This window comes from Polaribacter gochangensis (assembly GCF_046224025.1).
GTDB classification, from domain to species: Bacteria; Bacteroidota; Bacteroidia; order Flavobacteriales; family Flavobacteriaceae; genus Polaribacter; species Polaribacter gochangensis.
This window is the reverse complement of the sequence record NZ_JBJXRF010000004.1, coordinates 66,856-89,817: the sequence shown is the minus strand read 5'-3', so window position 1 is coordinate 89,817 and position 22,962 is coordinate 66,856. Positions and strand designations below refer to the sequence as shown.

Annotated in this window: 18 protein-coding genes; 8 read left to right on the top strand and 10 right to left on the bottom strand. The window is 31.2% G+C overall.

Going from position 1 to position 22,962, the window contains the following annotated elements:
- Window positions 1-9: 9 nt before the first annotated feature.
- From ACEWL1_RS10770 to ACEWL1_RS10735, 8 genes are all read right to left on the bottom strand, one after another.
- The gene (locus ACEWL1_RS10770; RefSeq protein WP_409233312.1) at window positions 10-600 is read right to left on the bottom strand and encodes a DUF2911 domain-containing protein; all 591 of its coding nucleotides are present in this window, start codon (window positions 598-600) and stop codon (window positions 10-12) included.
- 4 nt (window positions 601-604) lie between these two features.
- Window positions 605-3,103 carry a heavy metal translocating P-type ATPase gene (locus ACEWL1_RS10765; RefSeq protein WP_409233311.1) on the bottom strand — a complete coding sequence of 833 codons (2,499 nt, stop codon included), beginning with the start codon at window positions 3,101-3,103 and terminating at the stop codon, window positions 605-607.
- 68 nt (window positions 3,104-3,171) lie between these two features.
- Window positions 3,172-3,729, bottom strand: coding sequence for a helix-turn-helix domain-containing protein (locus ACEWL1_RS10760; RefSeq protein WP_409233310.1), 558 nt, complete (start codon window positions 3,727-3,729; stop codon window positions 3,172-3,174).
- A gap of 2 nt (window positions 3,730-3,731) precedes the next feature.
- Complete coding sequence (locus tag ACEWL1_RS10755) at window positions 3,732-4,184, bottom strand: heme-binding domain-containing protein (RefSeq protein WP_409233309.1); 453 nt, start codon at window positions 4,182-4,184, stop codon at window positions 3,732-3,734.
- Window positions 4,185-4,766, bottom strand: a complete 582-nt coding sequence (locus tag ACEWL1_RS10750) for a DUF3347 domain-containing protein (protein WP_409233308.1) — start codon at window positions 4,764-4,766, stop codon at window positions 4,185-4,187.
- Window positions 4,767-4,770: 4 nt separating this feature from the next.
- Window positions 4,771-6,000 (bottom strand): TolC family protein, encoded by a 1,230-nt coding sequence (locus tag ACEWL1_RS10745; protein ID WP_409233307.1) that lies wholly within the window; start codon window positions 5,998-6,000, stop codon window positions 4,771-4,773.
- Window positions 5,997-9,758, bottom strand: a complete 3,762-nt coding sequence (locus tag ACEWL1_RS10740; RefSeq protein WP_409233306.1) for an efflux RND transporter permease subunit — start codon at window positions 9,756-9,758, stop codon at window positions 5,997-5,999. The genes ACEWL1_RS10745 and ACEWL1_RS10740 overlap by 4 nt, the downstream gene beginning before the upstream one ends.
- Window positions 9,759-9,869: 111 nt before the next feature.
- Entirely contained in the window at window positions 9,870-10,283 is a 414-nt protein-coding gene (locus tag ACEWL1_RS10735) for an HYC_CC_PP family protein (RefSeq protein ID WP_409233305.1), read from the bottom strand.
- Between the two features lie 154 nt (window positions 10,284-10,437).
- Between ACEWL1_RS10735 and ACEWL1_RS10730 the strand changes: the two genes are divergently transcribed.
- The 8 genes from ACEWL1_RS10730 (at window position 10,438) to ACEWL1_RS10695 (ending at window position 18,925) form a co-directional block, all read left to right on the top strand.
- Entirely contained in the window at window positions 10,438-12,315 is a 1,878-nt protein-coding gene (locus ACEWL1_RS10730) for a tetratricopeptide repeat-containing sensor histidine kinase (protein WP_409233304.1), read from the top strand.
- Window positions 12,308-12,952 carry a response regulator gene (locus ACEWL1_RS10725; protein ID WP_409233303.1) on the top strand — a complete coding sequence of 215 codons (645 nt, stop codon included), beginning with the start codon at window positions 12,308-12,310 and terminating at the stop codon, window positions 12,950-12,952. Before ACEWL1_RS10730 ends, ACEWL1_RS10725 begins: the two co-directional genes overlap by 8 nt.
- Window positions 12,953-13,186: 234 nt before the next feature.
- Window positions 13,187-13,789 carry an alpha-ketoglutarate-dependent dioxygenase AlkB family protein gene (locus ACEWL1_RS10720; protein WP_409233302.1) on the top strand — a complete coding sequence of 201 codons (603 nt, stop codon included), beginning with the start codon at window positions 13,187-13,189 and terminating at the stop codon, window positions 13,787-13,789.
- A 38-nt stretch (window positions 13,790-13,827) separates the two neighbouring features.
- Window positions 13,828-14,712 carry a 23S rRNA pseudouridine(2604) synthase RluF gene (gene rluF, locus ACEWL1_RS10715; RefSeq protein ID WP_409233301.1) on the top strand — a complete coding sequence of 295 codons (885 nt, stop codon included), beginning with the start codon at window positions 13,828-13,830 and terminating at the stop codon, window positions 14,710-14,712.
- Between the two features lie 54 nt (window positions 14,713-14,766).
- Entirely contained in the window at window positions 14,767-15,897 is a 1,131-nt protein-coding gene (tgt, locus tag ACEWL1_RS10710) for a tRNA guanosine(34) transglycosylase Tgt (RefSeq protein ID WP_409233300.1), read from the top strand.
- A gap of 1 nt (window position 15,898) precedes the next feature.
- The gene (locus ACEWL1_RS10705; RefSeq protein ID WP_409233299.1) at window positions 15,899-16,984 is read left to right on the top strand and encodes an LptF/LptG family permease; all 1,086 of its coding nucleotides are present in this window, start codon (window positions 15,899-15,901) and stop codon (window positions 16,982-16,984) included.
- On the top strand, window positions 16,971-17,876 hold the full coding sequence (locus ACEWL1_RS10700; RefSeq protein WP_409233298.1) for a DMT family transporter: 906 nt from the start codon (window positions 16,971-16,973) through the stop codon (window positions 17,874-17,876). The genes ACEWL1_RS10705 and ACEWL1_RS10700 overlap by 14 nt, the downstream gene beginning before the upstream one ends.
- Window positions 17,877-17,971: 95 nt before the next feature.
- Window positions 17,972-18,925: an acetyl-CoA carboxylase carboxyltransferase subunit alpha gene (locus tag ACEWL1_RS10695; RefSeq protein WP_409233297.1), complete on the top strand. Its 954-nt coding sequence runs from the start codon at window positions 17,972-17,974 to the stop codon at window positions 18,923-18,925.
- Between the two features lie 68 nt (window positions 18,926-18,993).
- Here the strand turns inward: ACEWL1_RS10695 and ACEWL1_RS10690 are convergent, their stop codons facing one another.
- Entirely contained in the window at window positions 18,994-20,052 is a 1,059-nt protein-coding gene (locus tag ACEWL1_RS10690; RefSeq protein ID WP_409233296.1) for a TlpA family protein disulfide reductase, read from the bottom strand.
- A 118-nt stretch (window positions 20,053-20,170) separates the two neighbouring features.
- Window positions 20,171-22,753 (bottom strand): ATP-dependent Clp protease ATP-binding subunit, encoded by a 2,583-nt coding sequence (locus tag ACEWL1_RS10685; protein WP_409233295.1) that lies wholly within the window; start codon window positions 22,751-22,753, stop codon window positions 20,171-20,173.
- Window positions 22,754-22,962: the final 209 nt, after the last annotated feature.

Below are 22,962 nucleotides of genomic sequence, written 5' to 3'. Positions count from 1 at the left end.
GTGTTTGTTTTATTGCTTTAATTTAAAAGGAAACTGAATAGTAATCTTTTCCCAAGCAAGAGAAATACTACCTTCAGTTTCACTATTTTTCTGTACTTTATATTCTAAATGCTCAGTTATTTCTTTTGAAATACTAGGTGTTACTTTAAATTTAATAACATCATCCTTTGCATCATACTCATCTTTGCCATGTTGATCCCAATTTTTATTAATTATTATTGTCCAATCTTTTTTTGTTGGAATTGTAAAAAAACCATATTTCCCTTTTGGAAGCACTTTGCCATTTATTATCAAGTCTTTATTAGTTTCTATCCAAGTTGCATTATGTGCACCAGCTTGCCAAACAGCATCATAACCAACAAGCCCACCAAAAATAATTCTGCCTCTTACACCAGGAGAAGAATAATCGATATGAATATGAGCATCTCCAATCATTGCCATAGCTGATGTATGTGGACTTAATACTTTCTTTTTGGGTGTTTTGTCTTTTACAGAAGTAGTAACATGGTTTTCATGTTCGTTTTTGTCTGTTTTTTTTACTTCATTCTTACAACCCAACACTGATAATGATACTACAAGTATTATTAGTAATTTTTTCATTTTTTTATATTTTAATATTTCTTAACCTTAATGCATTTGTGATTACAGATACTGAACTAAAACTCATCGCTAAAGCGGCAATCATTGGTGATAATAATATTCCAAAAAAGGGAAACAAAACACCTGCAGCAATAGGCACGCCTAATGTGTTGTAAATAAGTGCGAAAAACAGATTTTGCTTGATATTTTTCATCACACCGTGACTTAAGTTTTTGGCTTTTACAATGCCTTGTAAATCACCTTTAACCAATGTAATCATAGCGCTTTCAATCGCCACGTCTGTTCCGGTTCCCATTGCGATTCCGACATCACTTTTTGCCAATGCAGGTGCATCGTTGATACCATCGCCAGCCATCGCCACAACTTTTCCTTCTTTCTGAAGTTTTTCTACCACTTTGAGTTTATCTTCTGGCAACATACTTGCTTTAAAGTCGGTTAGATTAAGCTCTGAGGCTACTGCTTGTGCGGTATCGTGATTATCGCCTGTAAGCATAATAACTGCAATTCCTTTACCTAGAAGTTCTTTAATTGCTTTGGCACTTGTTGCTTTAATTTTATCGCCAATTACGACGTAACCAACAACTTGATTATCAATTGCTAAATAGGAAACTGTTTTACCCTGTTTTTGATAGGTTTTTGCTTCTTCTTCCATTTCTGAAGAAATTTTTGCTTTAGCATAATGCATCATCTCTGGATTTCCTAATGCTACGTTTTTAGCGTTTATTTTTCCTTCAACTCCTTTACCAGTAACTGCACTAAATTCTTCAGATTTTAAGACTACTGCTTTCTGCTCTTTACCATATTTAACGGTTGCTTCTGCTAATGGATGTTCAGAATTGCTATTTAAAGACACAACATATTGAAGCACTTCACTTTCGGAAAAATTAGTTCCAAAAGCACCTACTTTTTCAACGGTGGGTTTTCCTTCGGTAATGGTTCCTGTTTTATCAATAATGAGTGTGTCTACTTTATCTAATTTCTCTAAAGCTTCTGCGTTTTTAATCAGCACACCATTTTGAGCACCCTTACCAACTCCAACCATAACCGACATAGGTGTTGCCAATCCTAATGCGCAAGGGCAGGCAATAATTAACACCGCAATGGCATTGACAAAAGCATAGACATAAACAGGTTCTGGTCCCCAAATAGCCCAAACTGCAAAGGTTATTAGAGAAATTAATACGACAACAGGCACAAAATATCCAGAGACTTTATCTGCTAAGTTCTGAATGGGTGCACGGCTTCTACTTGCGTCATTCACCATGTGGATAATTTGAGAGAGTAGGGTGTCGCTACCAATTTTTTCGGCTTTCATCAAGAACACTTGATTTCCATTTATAGTACCACTACTTACTTTACCACCTACAGTTTTATTAACAGGTATTGGCTCTCCAGAAATCATCGATTCATCAATGGTAGTTTCACCTTCGGTTATTGAGCCATCTACAGGAATCTTATCGCCTGGTTTTACTTTTAAAACATCGTTTAATTCTATCTTATCAATGCTAACCTCAACATCTTCGCCATTTACTATTTTTGTAGCTTTGTTTGGTGCTAATTTTAATAATTCTTTTACTGCCGAATTGGTTTTGCTATGCGCACGCGCTTCTAAAAGTTGCCCTAACAATACCAAAGTTAAAATTACTGAAGCAGCTTCAAAATAAACATGCACGGCTCCTGATTCGGATAAAAATTGCTCTGGAAAAATATCGGGGAAAAACATTCCAAATACACTAAATAGCCAAGCTACACCAGCACCAATGCCTATAAGTGTGAACATATTTAAATTCCAAGTTTTAATACTTCTGAACGCGCGTTCAAAAAACATCCAAGTGGCGTAGAATACAACTGGAATTGACAATGCAAACTGAATCCAATTCCAGTTTTTTTGTTCTAAAACAGCATACAATGGATTGTTGTTTACCATTTCTGACATCGCAATTAAAAATATTGGTACTGTAAAGGCAACAGCAAGCCAGAATTTTTTTAATAATTTTTTATAGGTTTTTTCTTCTGATGAAATATCTGCTTCTAACGGAACCAAATCCATTCCGCAAATAGGACAAGCACCAGGTTCATCCTTTACCACTTCAGGATGCATTGGGCACGTCCATTGTTCTGAATTTGAAGTTGAAAGGTTTTGTTCTTCAACTAAATCCATTCCACACACAGGACAATCGCCAGCTTTGTCATAAGTTTTATCGCCTTCGCAATGCATTGGGCAATAAAATGTACCTGTTCCTTTGCCAGTAGGTTTTACTTCCTTTTTATCTTCATGGTGATGGTGTTCTCCTTGTTTATGGATGCTATATCGTCCACCATCATTTTTTAAAGCATCTTGAAAGGTTTCAATAGCAATGTGCGCTTCCATTTTAATAGTAGCTTCTGCTTTTTCTAAATTTACAGTTGCGCTAGAAACACCATCTACTTTTGATAGTATTTCTTCAACGTGACTTCTACAACCGTTACAGGTCATTCCGTGTATGTGATATGTGTGTTGCATGGTATTTAATTTTATGTTCAAAATTAAACAGATGTTGTTTGCATTATTTTCATAATTCTGATTCTTTTTTATACAATTCGGTCTAAGGGTTTTCTATCCCAATCTTGCAAATTTTTATAGTTAGACATTGACATTCCTGTAATGGTTTTAAATTGTCTTGCCAAATGGCTACTGGTTTTGTAATTTAAACTGTAGGCTATTTCAGAGAAATTTAATTGTCCGAGTTGTATCAATTCTTTTACTTTTTCTATTTTTAAATTGATGATGTATTTTTCTATTGTTAGACCTTCATGTTTACTAAATAATTTGCTAATAACGGTTTCTGTTTTGCCAAATTCTTTTGCTAAAAGTTTAAATAAATTTTCTGTTTCACCTAATTCTACTTTATATATAAGCTTTATTTTTATTTGTTCAATCAGCGTATCTGATTCATTATCAATAATTTTAAAACCGATGTTGGTAAGCGTTTTTTTTAAATTTTCTGCATTACTGTTTTTACTTTTTATTGCTACTACTTTTCCTAATTCTACAGATTCTATTATATAATTTTCAGCAGTAAAAATTGCTAAAACCGAGGAAATACAACGGTTACAAACCATGTTTTTTATATAAATAGTTTCCTTCATCTTTAAACACTATCTCTTAATTGTGTAAGCCATTCTATAATTTCTTTTTTTTCTTTTTTAGTGAATTTTGCATCAGCATGTATAAATGTATAAGATGTTAATGGCATTTCATCATCTTTAATTTGACTGATAATTGATTTTAATTTACTCTTTTTTCTCCTAGTAGAATAAGTATTCCAAGTATTAAAATTTAATTCTTTTTTTCCATCTTTTATATGATCTTCTAAAAACCAAGCAACAGGCTGAATTTTATTATACCAAGGATAATTGGTGTTATTACTATGACAATCATAACAAGATATCTGTAATTTTTTTTTGATATTGTTAGGAATAGTATTCACAAACATAAAATCAGTTTTTGGTATCGTTTTACTTTGATTGCTATTTGTGGGAATAAACTGAATTCCCACAAACACAACCAATAAAATTAATAGTATGATTTTTAGTATTTTCAATTAATTAATTTGCTTCTTTACTGAACCACATTTCATCATTCTTGATCCAAAATAAGGATTCCTAATATTTTTAACTTCACTGATCCAATAAGCTCCTTTATTGTTATTTGCCATCGGACAAAAATCTTGATACAACGTTTTTTCTGTTCCAAGTAAATCAATTAAGTCTGTAATATCACCGCTTAATGTTTCAAAATGTTCTCTTTGATGTTTAATATCACTTTTTACAATATGTGTTGCATGTTCTTTTGCACTTTCATATATTTCCATATAGTTTTTATGCGTTTCAGCAGACAATTTAGTCATGTCAAATTTCGAAAAAGCAGTTAACATTGCAGTAGCTCCTTTTGCTGCATTGTCTTTACTTTCTTCTACTAAACCATTTTTAACCTGAATGTATGCTTCAATAACTGCAGTTGTTGCTGTATTCTTTTGATTCATGTTAGAATGATCTTCATCTTTCATTTCTGTTTGATGATTAACAATATTGTCACTATCTTTTTTGTTCTCCTTGCACGAAGTTGCTGTAAGTGCAATAAATACGATTGCTAAAATACCTGTTGTTGTTTTTAAATGTTTCATTTTTTTATTGTTTTAAATAATTAATAATTGTTGTTTGTAAATAATATGTTTTGATAGCTTCTATTTGATTGATTTGAAATTTTAATTGCAATTCTTGAATGTCTAAAATGTCATTAAAATTAATAGTTCCGGTTTCGTATTTTTTAAGGATAATTTCTTCGACGTTTTTAGCTTGTTTTAAATTTTTACTTTGAGTATTAAATTTAATTCGTGACTGATTACGCAAAGAAATAGCTTTTGATAAATCTGCTTTTAACCCATTCAATCGATCATCTTTTTGAAATTGCAACACTTTTTTTCGCAGTTCATTTTGTTTGGTTTGTGATGTGTACTTCTTATTAAAAATAGGTAGCGTTATAGATACCATGGGCATTATCATATCTTTAAAAGGACTGGTAATCATTCCGTTACTTTCTTGATTGATGTACTCCAAACCAACACCAATCATTGGTTTTTTTTCTTTTTGATTTAACAATTCCGAAAGTTCAACAGATTGGTACAACTTATCATATTTAAGCAATTCTGGATTTAAAGCGAGTGTTTCATAATCATAAAGAGTATCTTCTTCCGGAATTTCTGGCGAAGATTCTATCGTTACTTTGGTGTTATAACTCCGATTTAACTTGCTGTTTATTGCTGCTTGAATTCCGTTATATTGTTGAATTAAAACTGCTTTTTCTTGATTAAGTTCATTCTGTCTTATTTGTAACTTTAAAACATCTACCGCAGATGCTTTACTAACTTCTAACGCAGTCAGTGCTAGACGTTCGTAGTGCTTTAATAGCTCAATACTTTTATCAAGCACTTTTTGCTTGGCATTAATTTCATAGAGTTGGTAATACAATTTAGAAACAGAAAGCACCAATTTTCGCTTAGCGATAGTTACTTCCACAAACTCAGCTTCTGCCAGTGTTGTCGCATAATTTTTTCTTGCTGATATGGTTCCAAACCAAGGCAACATTTGCATTACAGAAACCTTAAAACGTTGCATCGGCATATTCATTTCTGGTGAGATTGCCATAACACCCAAATTAAATTCGGTATTCGGCAAGCTATTTACTTCGTGTATTTTTTCTGAAGCAATTTTATGTTGATAATCAAATTTTTTAATCTCAGGATTGTTCTTTAAAGCATCGTTTATTAGTGTTTCTAACTGTTGTGCATTTCCTTTAAGAATAAAGAAAAAAGAACAAAGAAAAATAACTGTTTTAAGATTGAATTTTAAGTGTTTCATTTTGCTGTTCTTTTAAGTTGAAATTCTTGTTTCCAGCTAAATAAAACCGGAACGACAAATAAGGTAATTAATGCAACTAACATTCCGCCAAAACTTGGAATTGCCATTGGGATCATAATGTCACTTCCTCTTCCTGTTGATGTAAGAATTGGCAATAGCGCTAAAATGGTTGTTGCGGTTGTCATTAAACAAGGACGAATTCTTTTTTCTCCAGCTTCAACAATAGATGCTCTAATCTCTTTTCTGCTTTCTGGTTTATTTCTATCAAATGTTTGTGTTAAATAGGTTGCCATAACAACGCCATCGTCTGTTGCAATTCCGAAAAGCGCAATAAATCCAACCCAAACAGCAACACTTAAATTGATGGTTTTCATTTGAAATAAATCGCGAAGATTTTCGCCAAAGAAATTGATGTTAAAAAACCAATCTTGTCCGTACAGCCAAATCATAATAAATCCACCAGAAAAAGCAACAGCAATTCCAGTAAAAACCATTAGTGATGTTGCTACAGATCGAAACTGAAAATACAGAATTAAAAAGATAATTGCCAATGCTAAAGGCACCACAACCGATAGTGTTTTTTCTGCTCTTAGTTGATTTTCATAAGTTCCTGTAAACGTGTAATTAATTCCTTTTGGAACAACTAATTCTCTTGCATCAATTTTTGATTGAATCAAAGCTTGTGCATTTTCAACAACATTTACTTCTGCAAATCCGTCTAACTTATCAAACAACACATAACCAACTAAAAAAGTGTCCTCACTTTTAATTACTTGCGGACCTTGTTCATATTTAATTGTCGCCAATTCATTCAAAGGAATTTGATTACCGTTTGCAACAGGAATGTAAATATTTTTTAAATCTGTTGGATTTGCTCTTAGTTCTCTAGGATAACGAACACGAACACCATACCGTTCTCGTCCTTCAACAGTTTGTGTTATTTGTATTCCACCAATTGCAACTTCAATAATACTTTGTACATCTTGTATCGAAATTCCATAACGAGCAATCTTTTCTCTATCAATATCAATTAATAAATAAGGTTTGCCAACAATTCTATCAGCAAAAACAGCTTCTACTTTAACACCTTTTGCTTGTTTTAAAATCGTTTCTAGGGCAACTCCAAAAGCTTCAATTTGCTTTAAATCTTGGCCCTTTACTTTTATTCCCATCGGTGCACGCATTCCTGTTTGCAACATTACCAATCGTGTTTCAATTGGTTGTAATTTTGGTGCAGAAGTAACTCCTGGCAATTTTGTTACACGCACAATTTCATTCCAAATATCGTTTGGAGATTTTATTCCTGGTCGCCAGTTTCTATAAAACTCGCCATCGTTGTCTGGAATAAGCTGTTCTTTTGCATTGATAGATTGCCACGCTTCACGCTGATCCGCTCGCAATGACATTCCGTTTTTCAATACAAATTCACCATCATTATTTACTTTATAACGCTGACGTTCTCCTTTTTCATTCAACATATATTCAGGTTTGTACTGAATCATGTTTTCATACATTGATAAAGGAGCAGGATCTAAAGCAGATTCTGTTCTACCAGCTTTTCCAACAACGGTTTTAATTTCGGGAATACTAGCAACAGCCATATCTAACTGTTGTAAAACACGTTTGTTTTCTTCAACTCCAGAATGTGGCATTGAAGTTGGCATCAATAAGAAAGACCCTTCATTTAATGATGGCATAAATTCTTTTCCTGTGTTTTTCATGATAAAAAATCCAGCAATTACAATTGCTGTAGGAATAGATAAAAACAAGATTTTATTATCTAAACACCATCTTAAAATACGTGTGTAAAACTTTATAAATATGGAGAAAACACTTAGTAATCCGAAACAAATAATTCCGACGAAAATAAGATTCCAGAAAATACTTTTATCAACACCTAAAGGTCTCCAGTATTCTGCTAATAGAAATACAATTGCAGCTACAGAAATAATAATATTGATATAGTTTGCTCGTTTTTCGTTTATTTTTTTTTGAAGTTTTAAGATTCCTGTAATTCCAAAAGCAATTACGATTATTCCAAGCCAATATCCATAAATGATACCTGTTATTCCAGCGAATAGTAAAGCAATATTTATAAGGTAACTAAAAGATTTTTTGATGCTTTTTCTTCTAAATAAAAATGCTGCAAAAGGCGGAATTAAAAATAAAGCAACAAGAATAGATGCAACTAAAGCAAATGTTTTTGTAAAAGCCAAAGGTCTAAATAATTTCCCTTCAGCGCCAATCATTGTAAAAACTGGAATAAAACTAATTATGGTTGTTAAAACGGCTGTAATAATTGCTCCTGAAACTTCGGTTGTAGCAGTGTACACAATTTCGTTAATTGAACGTTTTTTATTCTGATTAGTTAGAAGAGCTCCCTCGTTGTTCGTTTCTTGCTCTTTCGGAATGATATTTTCATTTTCATCTAAATGCCTAATAATATTTTCTGAAAGAATAACACCAACATCTACCATGGTTCCAATTGCAATAGCAATACCAGAGAGTGCTACAATATTTGCATCAACATTAAAAATTTTCATCGCAATAAATACCATTAATACTGCGACGGGCAACAAACCAGATATTAAAATGGAAGCTCGGAGATTAAAAACCATAACCATAATCACTAAAATGGTGATTAAAATTTCTAAGGTTAATGCTTCGTTTAATGTTCCTAAAGTTTCTTGAATTAATTCTGATCTGTCATAAAAAGGAACAATTGTTACTTGCGAAGTGCTGCCATCTTTCAATATTTTTGAAGGCAATCCAGCACTTAACTCATTCATTTTTTCTTTTACGTTGTTAATGACTTCCATTGGATTTGCTCCATATCGAGCAACAACAACTCCGCCAACAACTTCTGCGCCTTCTTTGTCTAAAATTCCTCTTCGAGCAGCTGGCCCTAATGTAACTTTTCCAATGTCTTTAATTTTTATAGAAACAAAATCTTTAGAAACTACAACTGCATTTTCAATGTCAGAAATAGATTTAATATATCCCAAACCACGAACTAAATATTCCGCTTGATTAATTTCTAAAGTTTGTGCTCCAATATCTTTATTACTCTCTTTAACTGCTTTTACAACTTGACTTAAACCAATGTTGTATTGACGCATCAATTCTGGATTGACATCAATTTGATATTCTTGCACATAACCACCAATAGAAGCAACTTCAGAAACGCCACTTGCAGAAGATAACGCATATTTTACATAATAATCTTGAATACTTCTTAATTCTTGTAAATCCCAACCGCCAGTAACGTTTCCTTTTTGGTCACGACCTTCTAACGTATACCAAAATATTTGCCCCAAACCTGTTGCATCTGGACCTAAAGCAGGATTTACTCCGTTTGGTAATAAATTACTTGGTAAGGAATTTAATTTTTCAAGAATTCTACTTCGACTCCAATAAAATTCTACATCTTCTTCAAAAATGATGTAGATACTAGAAAATCCAAACATAGAAGAACTACGAATTGTTTTTACTCCAGGAATTCCTAACAAAGAAGTTGTTAAAGGATAGGTAATTTGATCTTCAATATCTTGAGGCGAACGACCATCCCATTTTGTAAAAACAATTTGCTGATTTTCGCCAATATCAGGAATGGCGTCAACAGCTACAGGATTGCTAGGTAAAAATCCTGTATCCCAATTAAAAGGTGCATTTACAGTTCCCCATCCTATAAAAAGGACAAGTAACAAAACGGCTACGAGTTTATTTTCTATTAAAAATTTGATGCTTTTATTTAGCATTAGCTTTGATAATTAAACAGTTAAACATTGATATTTTTGGAAAACACCGAATACTAAAATTTATCCTAAAGGATATATACCTGTAGGACAAAAAAGGTTATTGTTTAAAAATCAAATTAAATACGTTTCGTCAAGCTTGTAGAGTTCTCTGACGACAAATGGAGGAAAATAATTTCTGTAAGAATTAGTATGTTCTGTAACAACTTTAAAAAGGGTGTTATAAGCATCTACAAAAGAAGTAATAAATAGTTGTTGTTCAAGTGAAAGTTTTACTATAGAAACTTGTAATTGATCTTGACCATCAGCAACAATTTGATTGTTAGAACAACAATTGCTATTAATTACAGAACAATCTTTGGTTGTAGAATTTTTCATTTCCATTCCGCAACCTTCTGTTTTATGAAAAACAGCAGTTTCAACCAAGGTATCTCCACAATAATGCATGTCTACAGTAAACGACATTGTAGAAAACAACACCATTACGGCCATTAACATAGATATTATTTTATGGAATACTTTTTTCATACTGAATACAAATGTATGAAATTATAATTATCTTTTTTTTTGTTTAACAAAAATTTTAAAAGAACTTCTACATTCGTTATTTTTTAATAAAATTAAATTACCTTCCAAAATAATAAATAGTTTTCTTTAAATTTATGCTTTTAAAAAAAACTCTGTGAAACATCTTTTCTCTATATTTTTTTTGTTATTTACAATTGCAACAGTTTCTCAAAATAATAAATCAAAAGGTATTGTTCTTACACCTTTTTCTTCAGCTCAGATTAAGAAGGATTATTTAAAAGGGAATGCACTCTTGTTAACAGAAAAATATAAAGAAGCTTTTGTTCCTTTTTCTTTTGGATTAGAAAAATCTAAAGAAATTAAAGACCATCCCTTAATTGCATTAGGAAATTTTTATTTAGGGGATTTGTATGTGAAAGAAAAAAGATATTCTGAGGCAATCATCCATTATACTACTGCTCTAAAAATTTTTAAAGAAACAAAGAATAATGCTGAAACTGCAAATTCTTATTTAAGATTAGGAGCAGTTTATTACAATAAGGCCTCCTATGAAAAGGCATTGTTTAATTATTTTAAAGCGCTTGAAATTTCTGAAAGAATACAAGATAAAAAGAATATTGCCTTAGGTTTAGAAAGTATCGGAAGAGTTTATTTACTAACACTAAATTTAAAAAAAGCACAAAACAACTTTAATAGAGCTTTAGAGATTTATAGCGAACTAAACGATAAAGCTGGTGTTGTATTTAATTTATCAAACCTCGGAGCAAGCTATCAGAAAGAAGGGGAAATTTTAAAAGGAATCGAATTATATAGAAAAGCATTACCAATAGCGCAAAAAAATAATTTACAAAACAGAGAATCTGTTTTGTTGGGAAACATAGGCTCTTCTTTTAGAAGAATTAAAAATTATGAAGAGTCACTTGAGTATCTTTTTCAAGCCTTAGATCTTAAATTAAAAATAAAAAAATATGGAAGTGCAGCGCATACATGTAACGATATTTCAGAAACATATATTGAAATAGGTGATTTAATTAACGCTAAAAAATATGCTTTAAAAGCAATTGATTATGCAAAAAATCGGAGTTTGCATCAAGAAAGGTATGCATATTTTGTCTTGTCAAATATAGAATATAGTTTAGGCAATTATAAAAACTCCATTAAGAATTTAAAGCAATATCATGTTTTACAAGATAGCCTTTTTTCTATCGAAAAAATTGCCAGCATTAACGAAATGCAAATAAAGTACGAAACCGAAAAAAAGAATTTAAAAATTGTAACGCAAGAAAGTAATATAGCCATATTAGATGCAGAAAATAAGGTTAAAAATCAATGGTTGCTTTTTGGTGGAACAGGATTGTTGGCTGTTTTTTTATTTATCACCTTATATAAATCTAGAAATGCGGTTAAAAAAGAGAAAAAACTACAACAGCAATTTTCTGAAAACTTATTAGTGTCACAAGAAGAAGAACGAACAAGAATTGCCAGAGAATTGCACGATAGTGTTGGTCAGCAATTAACATTAATTAAAAGGAAATCACAAAACGAAAACCAAAAAGAAATTACTGTTTTAACTAATAATGCATTAGAAGAAGTAAGGAGTATTTCTAGAGGATTGTATCCAGCATTGTTAAAACAATTAGGATTGTCTGAAAGTATTGAGCAGTTAATTAACGATTATGATGAGCAAACAGAATTATTTTTTTCTGTGGATATTGATAATGTAAATGAGTTTTTTACAGAAAGTACTAGCCTTAATTTTTATAGGTTGATACAAGAATGTTTGACAAATATTATTAAACATGCAAAAGCAAAATCGGTAACAGTAAGTATTAAAAAAGAAGATAACGCAATTATTACGCTAATTTCTGATAATGGAAAAGGTTTTAATATAAACGATAGCAAAAAGAAAAATAGCTTAGGACTTAAAACTATCTTTGAGCGTATACGAATTATGAATGGAAACCTTTCTATTGATAGCAAACCAAATAACGGAACAAGTTTTATATTTTCTATACCCATAAAAAATGAATAATACAATAAGTATCCTTGTAGCAGACGACCATCCTTTATTATTAAAAGGATTAAGAAATGAATTACTAACGCTAAATCTTAATGTTTTAGAAGGTGCAACTAACGGAGAACAAGCTTTAGAAATGATTACTTTAAATAAACCTACTATTGCCATTTTAGACATTAACATGCCTTTATTATCTGGATTTGAAGTTATAAAAAAAAGCAAAGAAGTTGCATCAGAAACAAAATTTATTATTCTTACTTCTTATAAAGAAAAAGGGTTTGTGTTAAAAGCAAAAAAAATGAATATTGATGGTTATTTGTTAAAAGATGAACCTTTTGAAGAAATAAAAAAATGTATTCAATCTGTTTTAAAAGGGCAGTTTTATGCAAGTTCCACTTTTAATGAAATATTTGATCAAGAAGTTTCTCCAGAATTAGAAAAAATAAAATTTCTTTCACCCTCAGAAAGAACAATTATAAGGTTAATTGCAAACGAAAACTCCACCAAACAAATGGCAGAAATTTTATCAATATCAAAAAGAACAGTTGAAAAACACCGCTCTAATATCATTTCTAAATTAGATGTTTCTTCAAACACAGAGTCGCTTTCTAAATGGGTGCATAAAAACAAAGATTTAATAGAGTTAATTTAAAAATCGCAATTTAATCATCTGACAATTACGTAGTAACACGTATTAAAAAAGGGAAATAAATATTTGTAGTTAATTGATTCTGTATATATTTGTAGCAGCAAAAAAAAATTAAAAAAGAAGTAAAGTGAAGTTATTTGTTGTCTAACTAATAATAACCAACTACATATGATCTAACCAAATTTTTTGCTAAAGCCTTGCAGCGTTTGTTGTGAGGTTTTTTTTGTAATTTTAAATATGGATTTATTCAATCAAGAAAAAGTACAAAACATTTTACCTTATGATGGAATTACCAATTATCACGGTAAAATTTTATCGCAAGAAAAAAGCGAGTTTTATTACCAAAAGTTGTTGTCAGAAATTGAATGGAAAAATGATGAAGCTTTAATATTTGGTAAAAGAATAATTACCAAACGCAAAGTTGCTTGGTATGGAGATACCGATTATTACTACAACTATTCTAACGTTACAAAGCAAGCACTTATTTTTACAGAAGGTTTATTAGCCTTAAAAGAACTCGTGGAAAAAGAAAGTAATGCAACCTATAATTCGTGTTTGTTAAATTTATATCATTCTGGAGAAGAAGGAATGGCTTGGCATTCTGACGGAGAAAAAATGTTGAAGAAGAATGGAGAAATAGCATCGTTAACTTTAGGAGCAGAACGCAAATTTTCCTTTAAACATAAAAACACCAAACAAAAAATAGACATTATTTTAGAAAAGGGAAGTTTGTTAGTGATGAAAGACTCAACACAAACCAATTGGTTGCACAGATTACCACCAACAAAATTGATTAAAACGCCAAGAATAAATTTAACTTTTAGAACTATAATTATTTAAAGAATCCGTTTCTTTGTAGAAGAAATAGTTTAGCACTTTTGGAACAGAAAAATCAACAATCTACAAACCTTAATAAGTTTATCAGCAGTACAGGAATTTGCTCTCGTAGAGAAGCAGAAAAACTAATTATTGCCGGTAGAGTTACCATTAACGGAAACTCAACAGAACTAGGTAACAGAGTTTTTGATGGCGATATTGTGAAAATTGACGGAAGAGCTTTGCAGCCAAAACCTAAAACACTTTACATTGCTTTTAATAAACCAGTCGGAATTGTTTGTACCACAGATTCAAGAGAAAGAAATAATATTATTAGTTATATAAATCATCCAGAACGATTATTTCCTGTCGGACGATTAGATAAACCATCTGAGGGGTTGATTTTTTTAACCAATGATGGCGATATCGTTAATAAAATTTTAAGAGCTGGTAATAATCATGAAAAAGATTATGTAGTAAAAGTAGACAAGCCAATTACAGACGATTTTATCAAAAAAATGAGCAACGGAATTCCGATTTTAGGAACCGTAACCAAAAAATGTAAAGTCACAAAAATTAACACAAACACTTTTCAAATTGTATTAACACAAGGCTTAAATCGTCAGATTAGAAGAATGTGTGAATATGTTGGATACGAGGTTTTAAAGTTACAAAGAACTCGTATTATGAATGTAAATTTGGATGCTTTAAAAATTGGTGAATGGCGCGAACTCACAGAAAAAGAATTGTCAGAAATTAATGCAATGGTGGCAAGTTCTTCTAAAACAGAAGAAGCGTCGATACACAAAGAAAAGCCAAAAAAGAAAGCACCCCAAAAAACTGTTATTAAGCCAAACGAGTTTACTAAGAAAAGTGCAGCTTTCAGAAAAAATTCACCAAAATCTAAACGAAATTCTAATACATCGTTCAAAAGAAAAAAGAGATAAATCCTACCATTTCTTTAACATTTCAATTCTTAAATAACTGTATCTTTGCAAGCAATGAAATTTGACTTAAAAATAACCGACCCAAAAAGTAAAGCTAGAGCTGGAGTAATGACGACAGATCATGGCGAAATTGAAACTCCGATTTTTATGCCAGTTGGTACTGTTGGTACTGTAAAAGGAGTGCATCAATCCGAATTAAAAAATGAAATCAATCCTGATATAATTTTAGGAAACACCTATCATTTATATTTACGTCCAAAAACAGATATTATAGAACAAGCTGGTGGTTTGCATAAATTTATGAATTGGGATCGTAATATTTTAACAGATTCTGGTGGTTATCAAGTGTATTCTTTATCAGGAAGAAGAAAAATTAAAGAAGAAGGTGTAAAATTTAAAAGTCATATCGATGGCTCTTATCATACATTTACTCCAGAAAATGTAATGGAAATTCAGCGTTCAATTGGCGCAGATATTATCATGGCTTTTGATGAATGTACGCCATATCCGTGCGATTTTAATTATGCAAGAAGATCAATGCACATGACGCATCGTTGGTTAAAACGTTGTATCAATCATTTAGAAAAAACACCTTTAAAATACGATTATAACCAATCTTTTTTTCCGATTGTTCAAGGAAGTACATATAAAGATTTACGGAAACAATCGGCAGAGTTTATTGCTTCTGTTGGCGCAGAAGGAAATGCCATTGGAGGATTGTCTGTTGGAGAACCAGCAGAAGAATTGTACGCAATGACAGAAATTGTTTGTGAAATTTTGCCAGAAGACAAACCGCGTTATTTAATGGGTGTTGGAACACCAATTAATATTTTAGAAAATATTGCGTTGGGAGTTGATATGTTTGATTGTGTGATGCCAACTAGAAATGCTAGAAACGGAATGTTGTTTACAGCACACGGAACCATAAACATCAAAAATAAGAAATGGGAGAATGATTTTTCTGCCATTGATGATATGGATATTACCTTTGTAGATACTTTATATTCTAAAGCATATTTACGTCATTTATTCGCAGCAAAAGAATTATTAGGAAAGCAAATTGCAACCATACACAACTTAGGATTTTATCTTTGGTTGACCAGAGAAGCAAGAAAGCATATCTTAGCAGGAGATTTTACCGAATGGAAAGATAAAATGGTAAAACAAATGGACAAAAGATTATAATTTGAAAATTATTGATTCTTACATATTAAAAAGATATTTAGTAACCTTTTTTTTTACGTTATTAATCTTAATACCAATTGCCATTGCTATTGATATAGCAGAAAAAGTAGATAAATTTTTAGCTTCTGACACCTTAACTTTTTTTGAAATTGTAAATGATTACTATCTAAATTTTATCATTTATTATACAAACACATTTATGCCGTTGGCATTATTTGTTGCCGTAATTATATTTACATCCAAACTGTCTAACAATACAGAAATTGTTGCGATTAACAACGCTAAAGTTTCGTTTACACGTTTTTTATACCCTTATTTTATTGGTGCAACTTTGGTGACCATTTTAGCATTGGTTATGAATCATTTTGTAGTACCAAGTAGCAGTAAGATTCGAAAAAAGTTTGAAAACACTTACATTTTTAAACCAAAATATGGAGATGATATTGTAAAAGACTTTAGTTTACAATTAACTGATAGTACATATATTTTTATTCAAAGTTTCGATTTAAAAAGAAATACCGGATATAATTTTTCTACAGAAGTTTATGATGGAAATAAAATTAAATCCAAACTAACAGCTAGTTATATCAGTTGGGATAAAAAAGACAGTACATTTAAATTATCTAATTATAAAATTAGAAGAATCTATAAAAAAAGAGATAGTATTTTTATAGGGAATGCGATTGATACCGTTTTTGCATTTTCGCCCAAAGATTTAATTTATAGAGCAGCTTTAGCACAAGAGATGCCTTCAAATGAATTGATAGAGTTCATTAATATTTCTAAAAAAAGAGGTGTAAAAAATTTAAATGCTCATTTAGTAGAGTTACACAAGAGAACAAGTTTACCAATTGCTTCCTACTTTCTAACTATTATTGCAGTTGCGTTAGCGTTTAAAAAGCGAAGAGGCGGAACGGGAGTTAATTTAGCATTAGGTTTTGGGTTGATGTTTGTTTACATATTTTTCTTAAAAGTTTCTGAAGTTTTAGGAGCAGTTGCAGGAGCAAATTCATTGTTAACTGTTTGGGTTCCAAATATTGTTTTTGGAACCTTAGCTTTATATCTTTACTACAATGCAAGGAGGTAAATTAAAATATTTTTTACAACTTCATTTAATTGTATTTATCTGGGGGTTTACTGCAATTCTAGGTGCTTTAATTAGTATTGATGCCGTTCCATTAGTTTGGTTTAGAATGTTATTAGCGGTCTTTTTTATTTTGCTGTATTTTATTGTTAAAAAGAAAAATTTTTCGATTGATAAAAAAACACTACTTAAGTTTTTATTTACAGGAATAATAATTGCGTTGCATTGGATTACATTTTTTAAAGCCATTAAAGTTTCTAATGTATCAATTGCATTGGTAACAATGAGTACAGGTGCTTTTTTTACATCACTTATAGAGCCGTTATTTTTTAAAAGAAGAGTTAAGTCAATCGAAATCCTTTTAGGATTACTAGTTATTGGCGGGTTGTACATTATTTTTAATTTTGAAACTCAGTATTATTTAGGAATTATTTACGCATTGATTTCAGCATTTTTAGCCGCATTATTTTCGGTTTTAAACGGAATCTTTATCAAAAAAACGGCTGCGGATGTAATTTCCTTTTATCAATTGTTTTTTGGAGTAGCATTTGTAACTGTATTTTTATTTTTCACAGATTCTTTTTCTATTGATTTTTTCAACCTTAAAATGTCAGATTGGTTTTACTTAATCATCTTAAGTAGTATTTGCACAGCGTATGCGTTTATTGTCTCTGTTAAAATAATGAAACATTTAACACCATATACAGTAATGCTTACTATTAATTTAGAACCTGTTTATGCTATAATTTTAGCATTGTTTATTTTTGGTGATAAAGAAAAAATGAATCCTGAGTTTTATTACGGCGCATTTATCGTACTGTTTGTTGTGCTGTTAAACGGAATTATAAAAAACAGAGGTGCAATTCATCAAAAAATGAAAAAGAATAAAAAGTAAAAATTTTACAACAAAAACAAATTTTATAGTAAGTTTGTAACGTTGTAATTTCAATCAATTTAAAATTGATTTAGTTAAAATTAACCAACTTATATATGGAATATTTAGATTTTGAACAGCCAATTAAAGAGCTAGAAGACCAATTAACAAAATGTCAGGTTATTGGAGAAGAGAGTGAGGTGGATGTTACCGCAACTTGTAAGAAAATTGAAAAGAAACTAGAAAAAACAAAGAAAGAAATTTATAAAAATTTAACTGCATGGCAGCGAGTACAATTATCTCGTCATCCAAATAGACCTTATACGTTAGATTATATCAAAGCGTTAGCCGGAAATACTTTTATGGAATTACATGGAGATAGAAGTGTGAAAGACGATAAAGCAATGATTGGCGGCTTGGGTAAAATTGGCGATCAATCTTTTATGTTTATTGGTCAGCAAAAAGGATACAATACAAAAACGCGTCAATATAGAAACTTCGGAATGGCAAACCCGGAAGGATATAGAAAAGCGTTGCGATTGATGAAAATGGCAGAGAAATTTAATATTCCTGTAATTACATTAATTGATACACCAGGTGCTTATCCAGGATTAGAAGCAGAAGAACGCGGACAAGGAGAAGCGATTGCAAGAAATATTTTAGAAATGACGCGATTAAAAACTCCAATTATCACAGTCATTATCGGTGAAGGTGCTTCTGGTGGAGCATTAGGGATTGGAGTAGGAGATAAGGTGTTAATGCTAGAAAACTCTTGGTACTCTGTAATCTCTCCAGAAAACTGTTCTTCAATTTTATGGAGAAGTTGGGAGCATAAAGAACAAGCAGCAGAAGCTTTGAAATTAACTGCAGAAGACGGAATTAAATTAAAAATTGTAGACGGAATCATTAAAGAACCTTTAGGAGGTGCACATTCTGATAGAGAAACAACCTTTAAAGAAGTAGAAAGAGTAATTCTAGAATCTTATAAAGAATTAAAAGAATTAAATGAAACTGATTTGGTGATGCAACGAATGGATAAATACTCTAAAATGGGAGTTTTCAAAGGATAAAAAAAGTAGTATAAATAAAAAAAGCAGGAAGAAAATCCTGCTTTTTTTTATGACTTATTTTGAGGAAATTAAATCCCTAGCTCTTTAAAAAGAATTTCTAAATTTGGGTCAGATGGCCTTGGAGCATTGGCCTCTACAATATTACCATTAGGGTCAATTAATATAAATCTAGGAATTCCATAAACTTGGTAATCTTCCATAAATTTTGTGTCTTTTCCTGCATATAATTGAACACCAGATAAACTTTTATCCTTTACCATTTTTTTCCATTTCGATAATGCGTTATCCCAAGATCCGGCTGTGGCAGCATTGTCAGTAGAAATACTTACAAATTCAATTTTTTTGCGAGCATATTTTTCTTCTAGTTTCTTTAAAAAAGGAATTTGCACCAGACAAGGTTTACACCAAGTTGCCCAAACATCAATATATACATATTTCCCTTTAAAAGCATCTAAAGATGTTTTACCACCTTTATAATTTAAATAATTATTAAATTTCGGAGAAGGTTTTCCTTTTCCTAATAATTCTTCTGTTCTAAGTTGTTGCAAAACTTTTTCGTGTTGAGAATCATAATTTTTTTCTAACAAGCTAAAAAGCTCCTTGTTTTGTTGATTGTTAATTCTAACAATCATGGTATCGATATCTCCATGAAGTTTTTTTAAACTGTCATAACTATATTTAATATTGTTTAACGCTTTTGAAAAAGCGTCTTTTTCTAACATAAACAACTTGTTAGTGTTACCTAAGGCTAAATTGTATTTGTACTGATCAAGCAAATAGTTGGTTGTACTTGCTCCTTTTCCAGAATATGTAGTTGTTTCAAAAAAAGAATTGTTATCTGCTGTTAATTTTAAGTCAAAACCATTTCTTAAAAATGCAAAGCCGTAATTTTTATTATCGATAACTAAGGTGTAGTAACCAGCTTTTTTTATGTGAAGTGTATCTTTAAAAGTGCCGTCTGCATTTATCTTTATGTCTTTAGAGTAGTCATTACTTTTTATAGAAAAGAGACTATCTTTTTTACTCATGTTCGTAAATTGTCCAGAAAAAGTGACAAAACCGGGTGTTTCTTTTTTGCAGGAAATTAAGGTTGTAAATACAATTAAGAGTAGTGTGATTTTTTTCATTGATACGAAGTTTCAAATTGGATGCAAATATAAGAAAATGATTGTCTTCTTTTTATTGATTTTAACGTTATATTTTTCATAAAAAAAACCGAGCTTAAAGCTCGGTTTTTAGTTGTTTTTATTTTTCCTCTTTTTCCTCTTTTTCCTCTTTTTCCTCTTTGGGTGCTTTTTTTGCTTTTTTAATTTTAATTGTTAACGAATTGTCTTTAGCATTTAAATCCATGACAATAGTATCTCCTTCTGACAACTTAGAGTTAACAATTTCTTCGGCTAAAGCATCTTCAATATACTTTTGTATCGCTCTTTTTAACGGTCTTGCTCCGTACTTTTTGTCAAACCCTTTATCTGCTATGTAATCTTTGGCTTTTTCGCTTAGCTTTAATGTGTAGCCTAAATCAGAGATTCTGTGCAACAATTTATCAAGTTCAATATCAATGATTAAATGAATTTGCTCTCTTTCTAATGCGTTAAACACAACCACATCATCAATTCTGTTTAAAAACTCTGGTGCAAACGATTTCTTTAACGCATTTTCTATAATTCCTTTTGCGTGTTCATCAGCTTGGGCAACTTTAGATGAAGTTCCAAAACCAACTCCTGCTCCAAAATCTTTTAATTGTCTGGCACCAATATTAGAAGTCATGATAATAATTGTATTTCTAAAATCGATTCTTCTTCCTAAACTATCTGTGATAAAACCATCGTCTAAAATTTGAAGCAACATATTAAACACATCTGGATGCGCTTTTTCAATTTCATCAAGTAAAACTACAGAATACGGTTTGCGTCTTACTTTTTCAGTTAATTGTCCGCCTTCTTCGTAACCAACATATCCTGGAGGTGCTCCAATCAATCTCGAAATAGCAAATTTCTCCATGTATTCGCTCATGTCAATTCTAATTAAAGAATCTTCAGAATCAAATAATTCTTTGGCTAAAACTTTTGCCAATTGTGTTTTCCCTACTCCGGTTTGCCCTAAAAAGATAAATGAACCAATGGGTTTATTTGGGTCCTTTAACCCAACTCTATTTCTCTGAATCGCTTTTACAACTTTGGTAACAGCTTCGTCTTGACCGATAACTTTTCCTTTGATAAGGTTTGGCAATTCGCTTAAACGACTGCTTTCTGCTTCGGCAACTCTATTTACAGGGATACCTGTCATCATAGAAACAACTTCTGCAACATTATCTTCAGTAACAATTTCTTTATTTAACTTAGAATCTTCTTCCCATTGTTTTTGTGCTGATTCTAAAGCAGATTCAATATTTTTTTCATCGTCTCTTAGTTTTGCTGCTTCTTCATATTTTTGTCCGCTAACCGCTTTTGTTTTATTAGAACGAATACTTTCTAGTTCAGCTTCTAAAGCAAGAACCTGTTGCGGAACCACAATATTTGTAATATGAATTCGTGAACCAGATTCATCCAAGGCATCGATTGCTTTGTCTGGTAAATAACGATCTGTCATATATCTGTTGGTTAATTTTACACAGGCTTCAATGGCATCGTCTGTAAAATCAACATTATGGTGTTCTTCGTATTTTTCTTTGATGTTATGTAAAATCTGAATGGTTTCTTCAACTGTTGTTGGTTCTACAATTACTTTTTGAAAACGACGTTCTAAAGCGCCATCTTTTTCGATGTTTGTTCTAAATTCATCCAAAGTTGTAGCTCCAATACATTGAATTTCTCCACGAGCCAACGCAGGTTTTAACATGTTTGATGCATCTAAAGAACCCGTTGCTCCTCCAGCGCCAACAATCGTATGAATTTCATCAATAAACAAAATGATGTCTTCATTTTTTTCCAATTCGTTCATCAACGCTTTCATGCGTTCTTCGAACTGACCACGGTATTTTGTGCCAGCAACTAAGCTTGCAAGATCTAAAGAGACAATTCGTTTGTCAAATAAAATTCTAGAAACTTTTCTGTTTACAATTCGCAATGCCAATCCTTCTGCAATAGCAGATTTTCCAACTCCAGGTTCTCCAATTAACATTGGGTTGTTTTTCTTTCTTCTGCTTAATATTTGAGAAACTCGTTCAATTTCCTTCTGTCTTCCAACTACAGGATCTAGTTTGTTTGCTTCTGCTAAAGCAGTTAAATCTCTACCAAAATTGTCTAAAACTGGAGTTTTAGATTTTTTTGCAGCAGCAGCTCCTTTTTGTGGTTGTTGTCCGTAAGGATTTGCTTTTTCTTCGCTAAACTCATCATCAGAAGGTGTTTCTGCAATTGGATTTATTGAAATTTCTGGATCATCGGTATGTAATTGTTTGTAAAAAGCTTTTGCTTGATCGTAATCAATATACATTTTGTTTAATAGCTTTGTTGTAGGATCATTCTCGTTCCTTAAAATACATAACAATAAATGCGCAGTATCAATAGATTCGCTTTGGTATAATTTAGCTTCTAAGAAAGTTGTTTTCAAAGCTTTTTCTGCTTGTCTTGTTAAATGCAAGCTTTTTTTCTTTTCTCCAACATCCGTAAAACTAATTGCGGCAGGATTTAATTTTTCAATTTTCTTGCGCATCAATTCCAAATCAACATCAAAAGCAGTCATTATGTCAATTGCTTTTCCTTCTCCTTTTCTAATTAAGCCTAATAGTAAATGCTCTGTTCCAATAAAATCATGACCTAAACGTAAAGCTTCATCTTTACTAAAGGTGATTACATCTCTTACTCTTGGTGAAAAATTATCGTCCATATATTTGTATATCTAATTGTAAATTTAGTAGATTTTTTATGAAAAAATTACAAAAAAAGTGCCAGTTTAAAATAATTGTCAAATTGTCTTTAAAAATAGGGTTAGAAACAGTTGAAAATCAACCGTATAAACCTTGTTGAAAAATATTAAAAAATGTTGATAACTCTAGGTAATCGGAACCAGTTTTATTTTGAGTAAAAAGGTAAAAA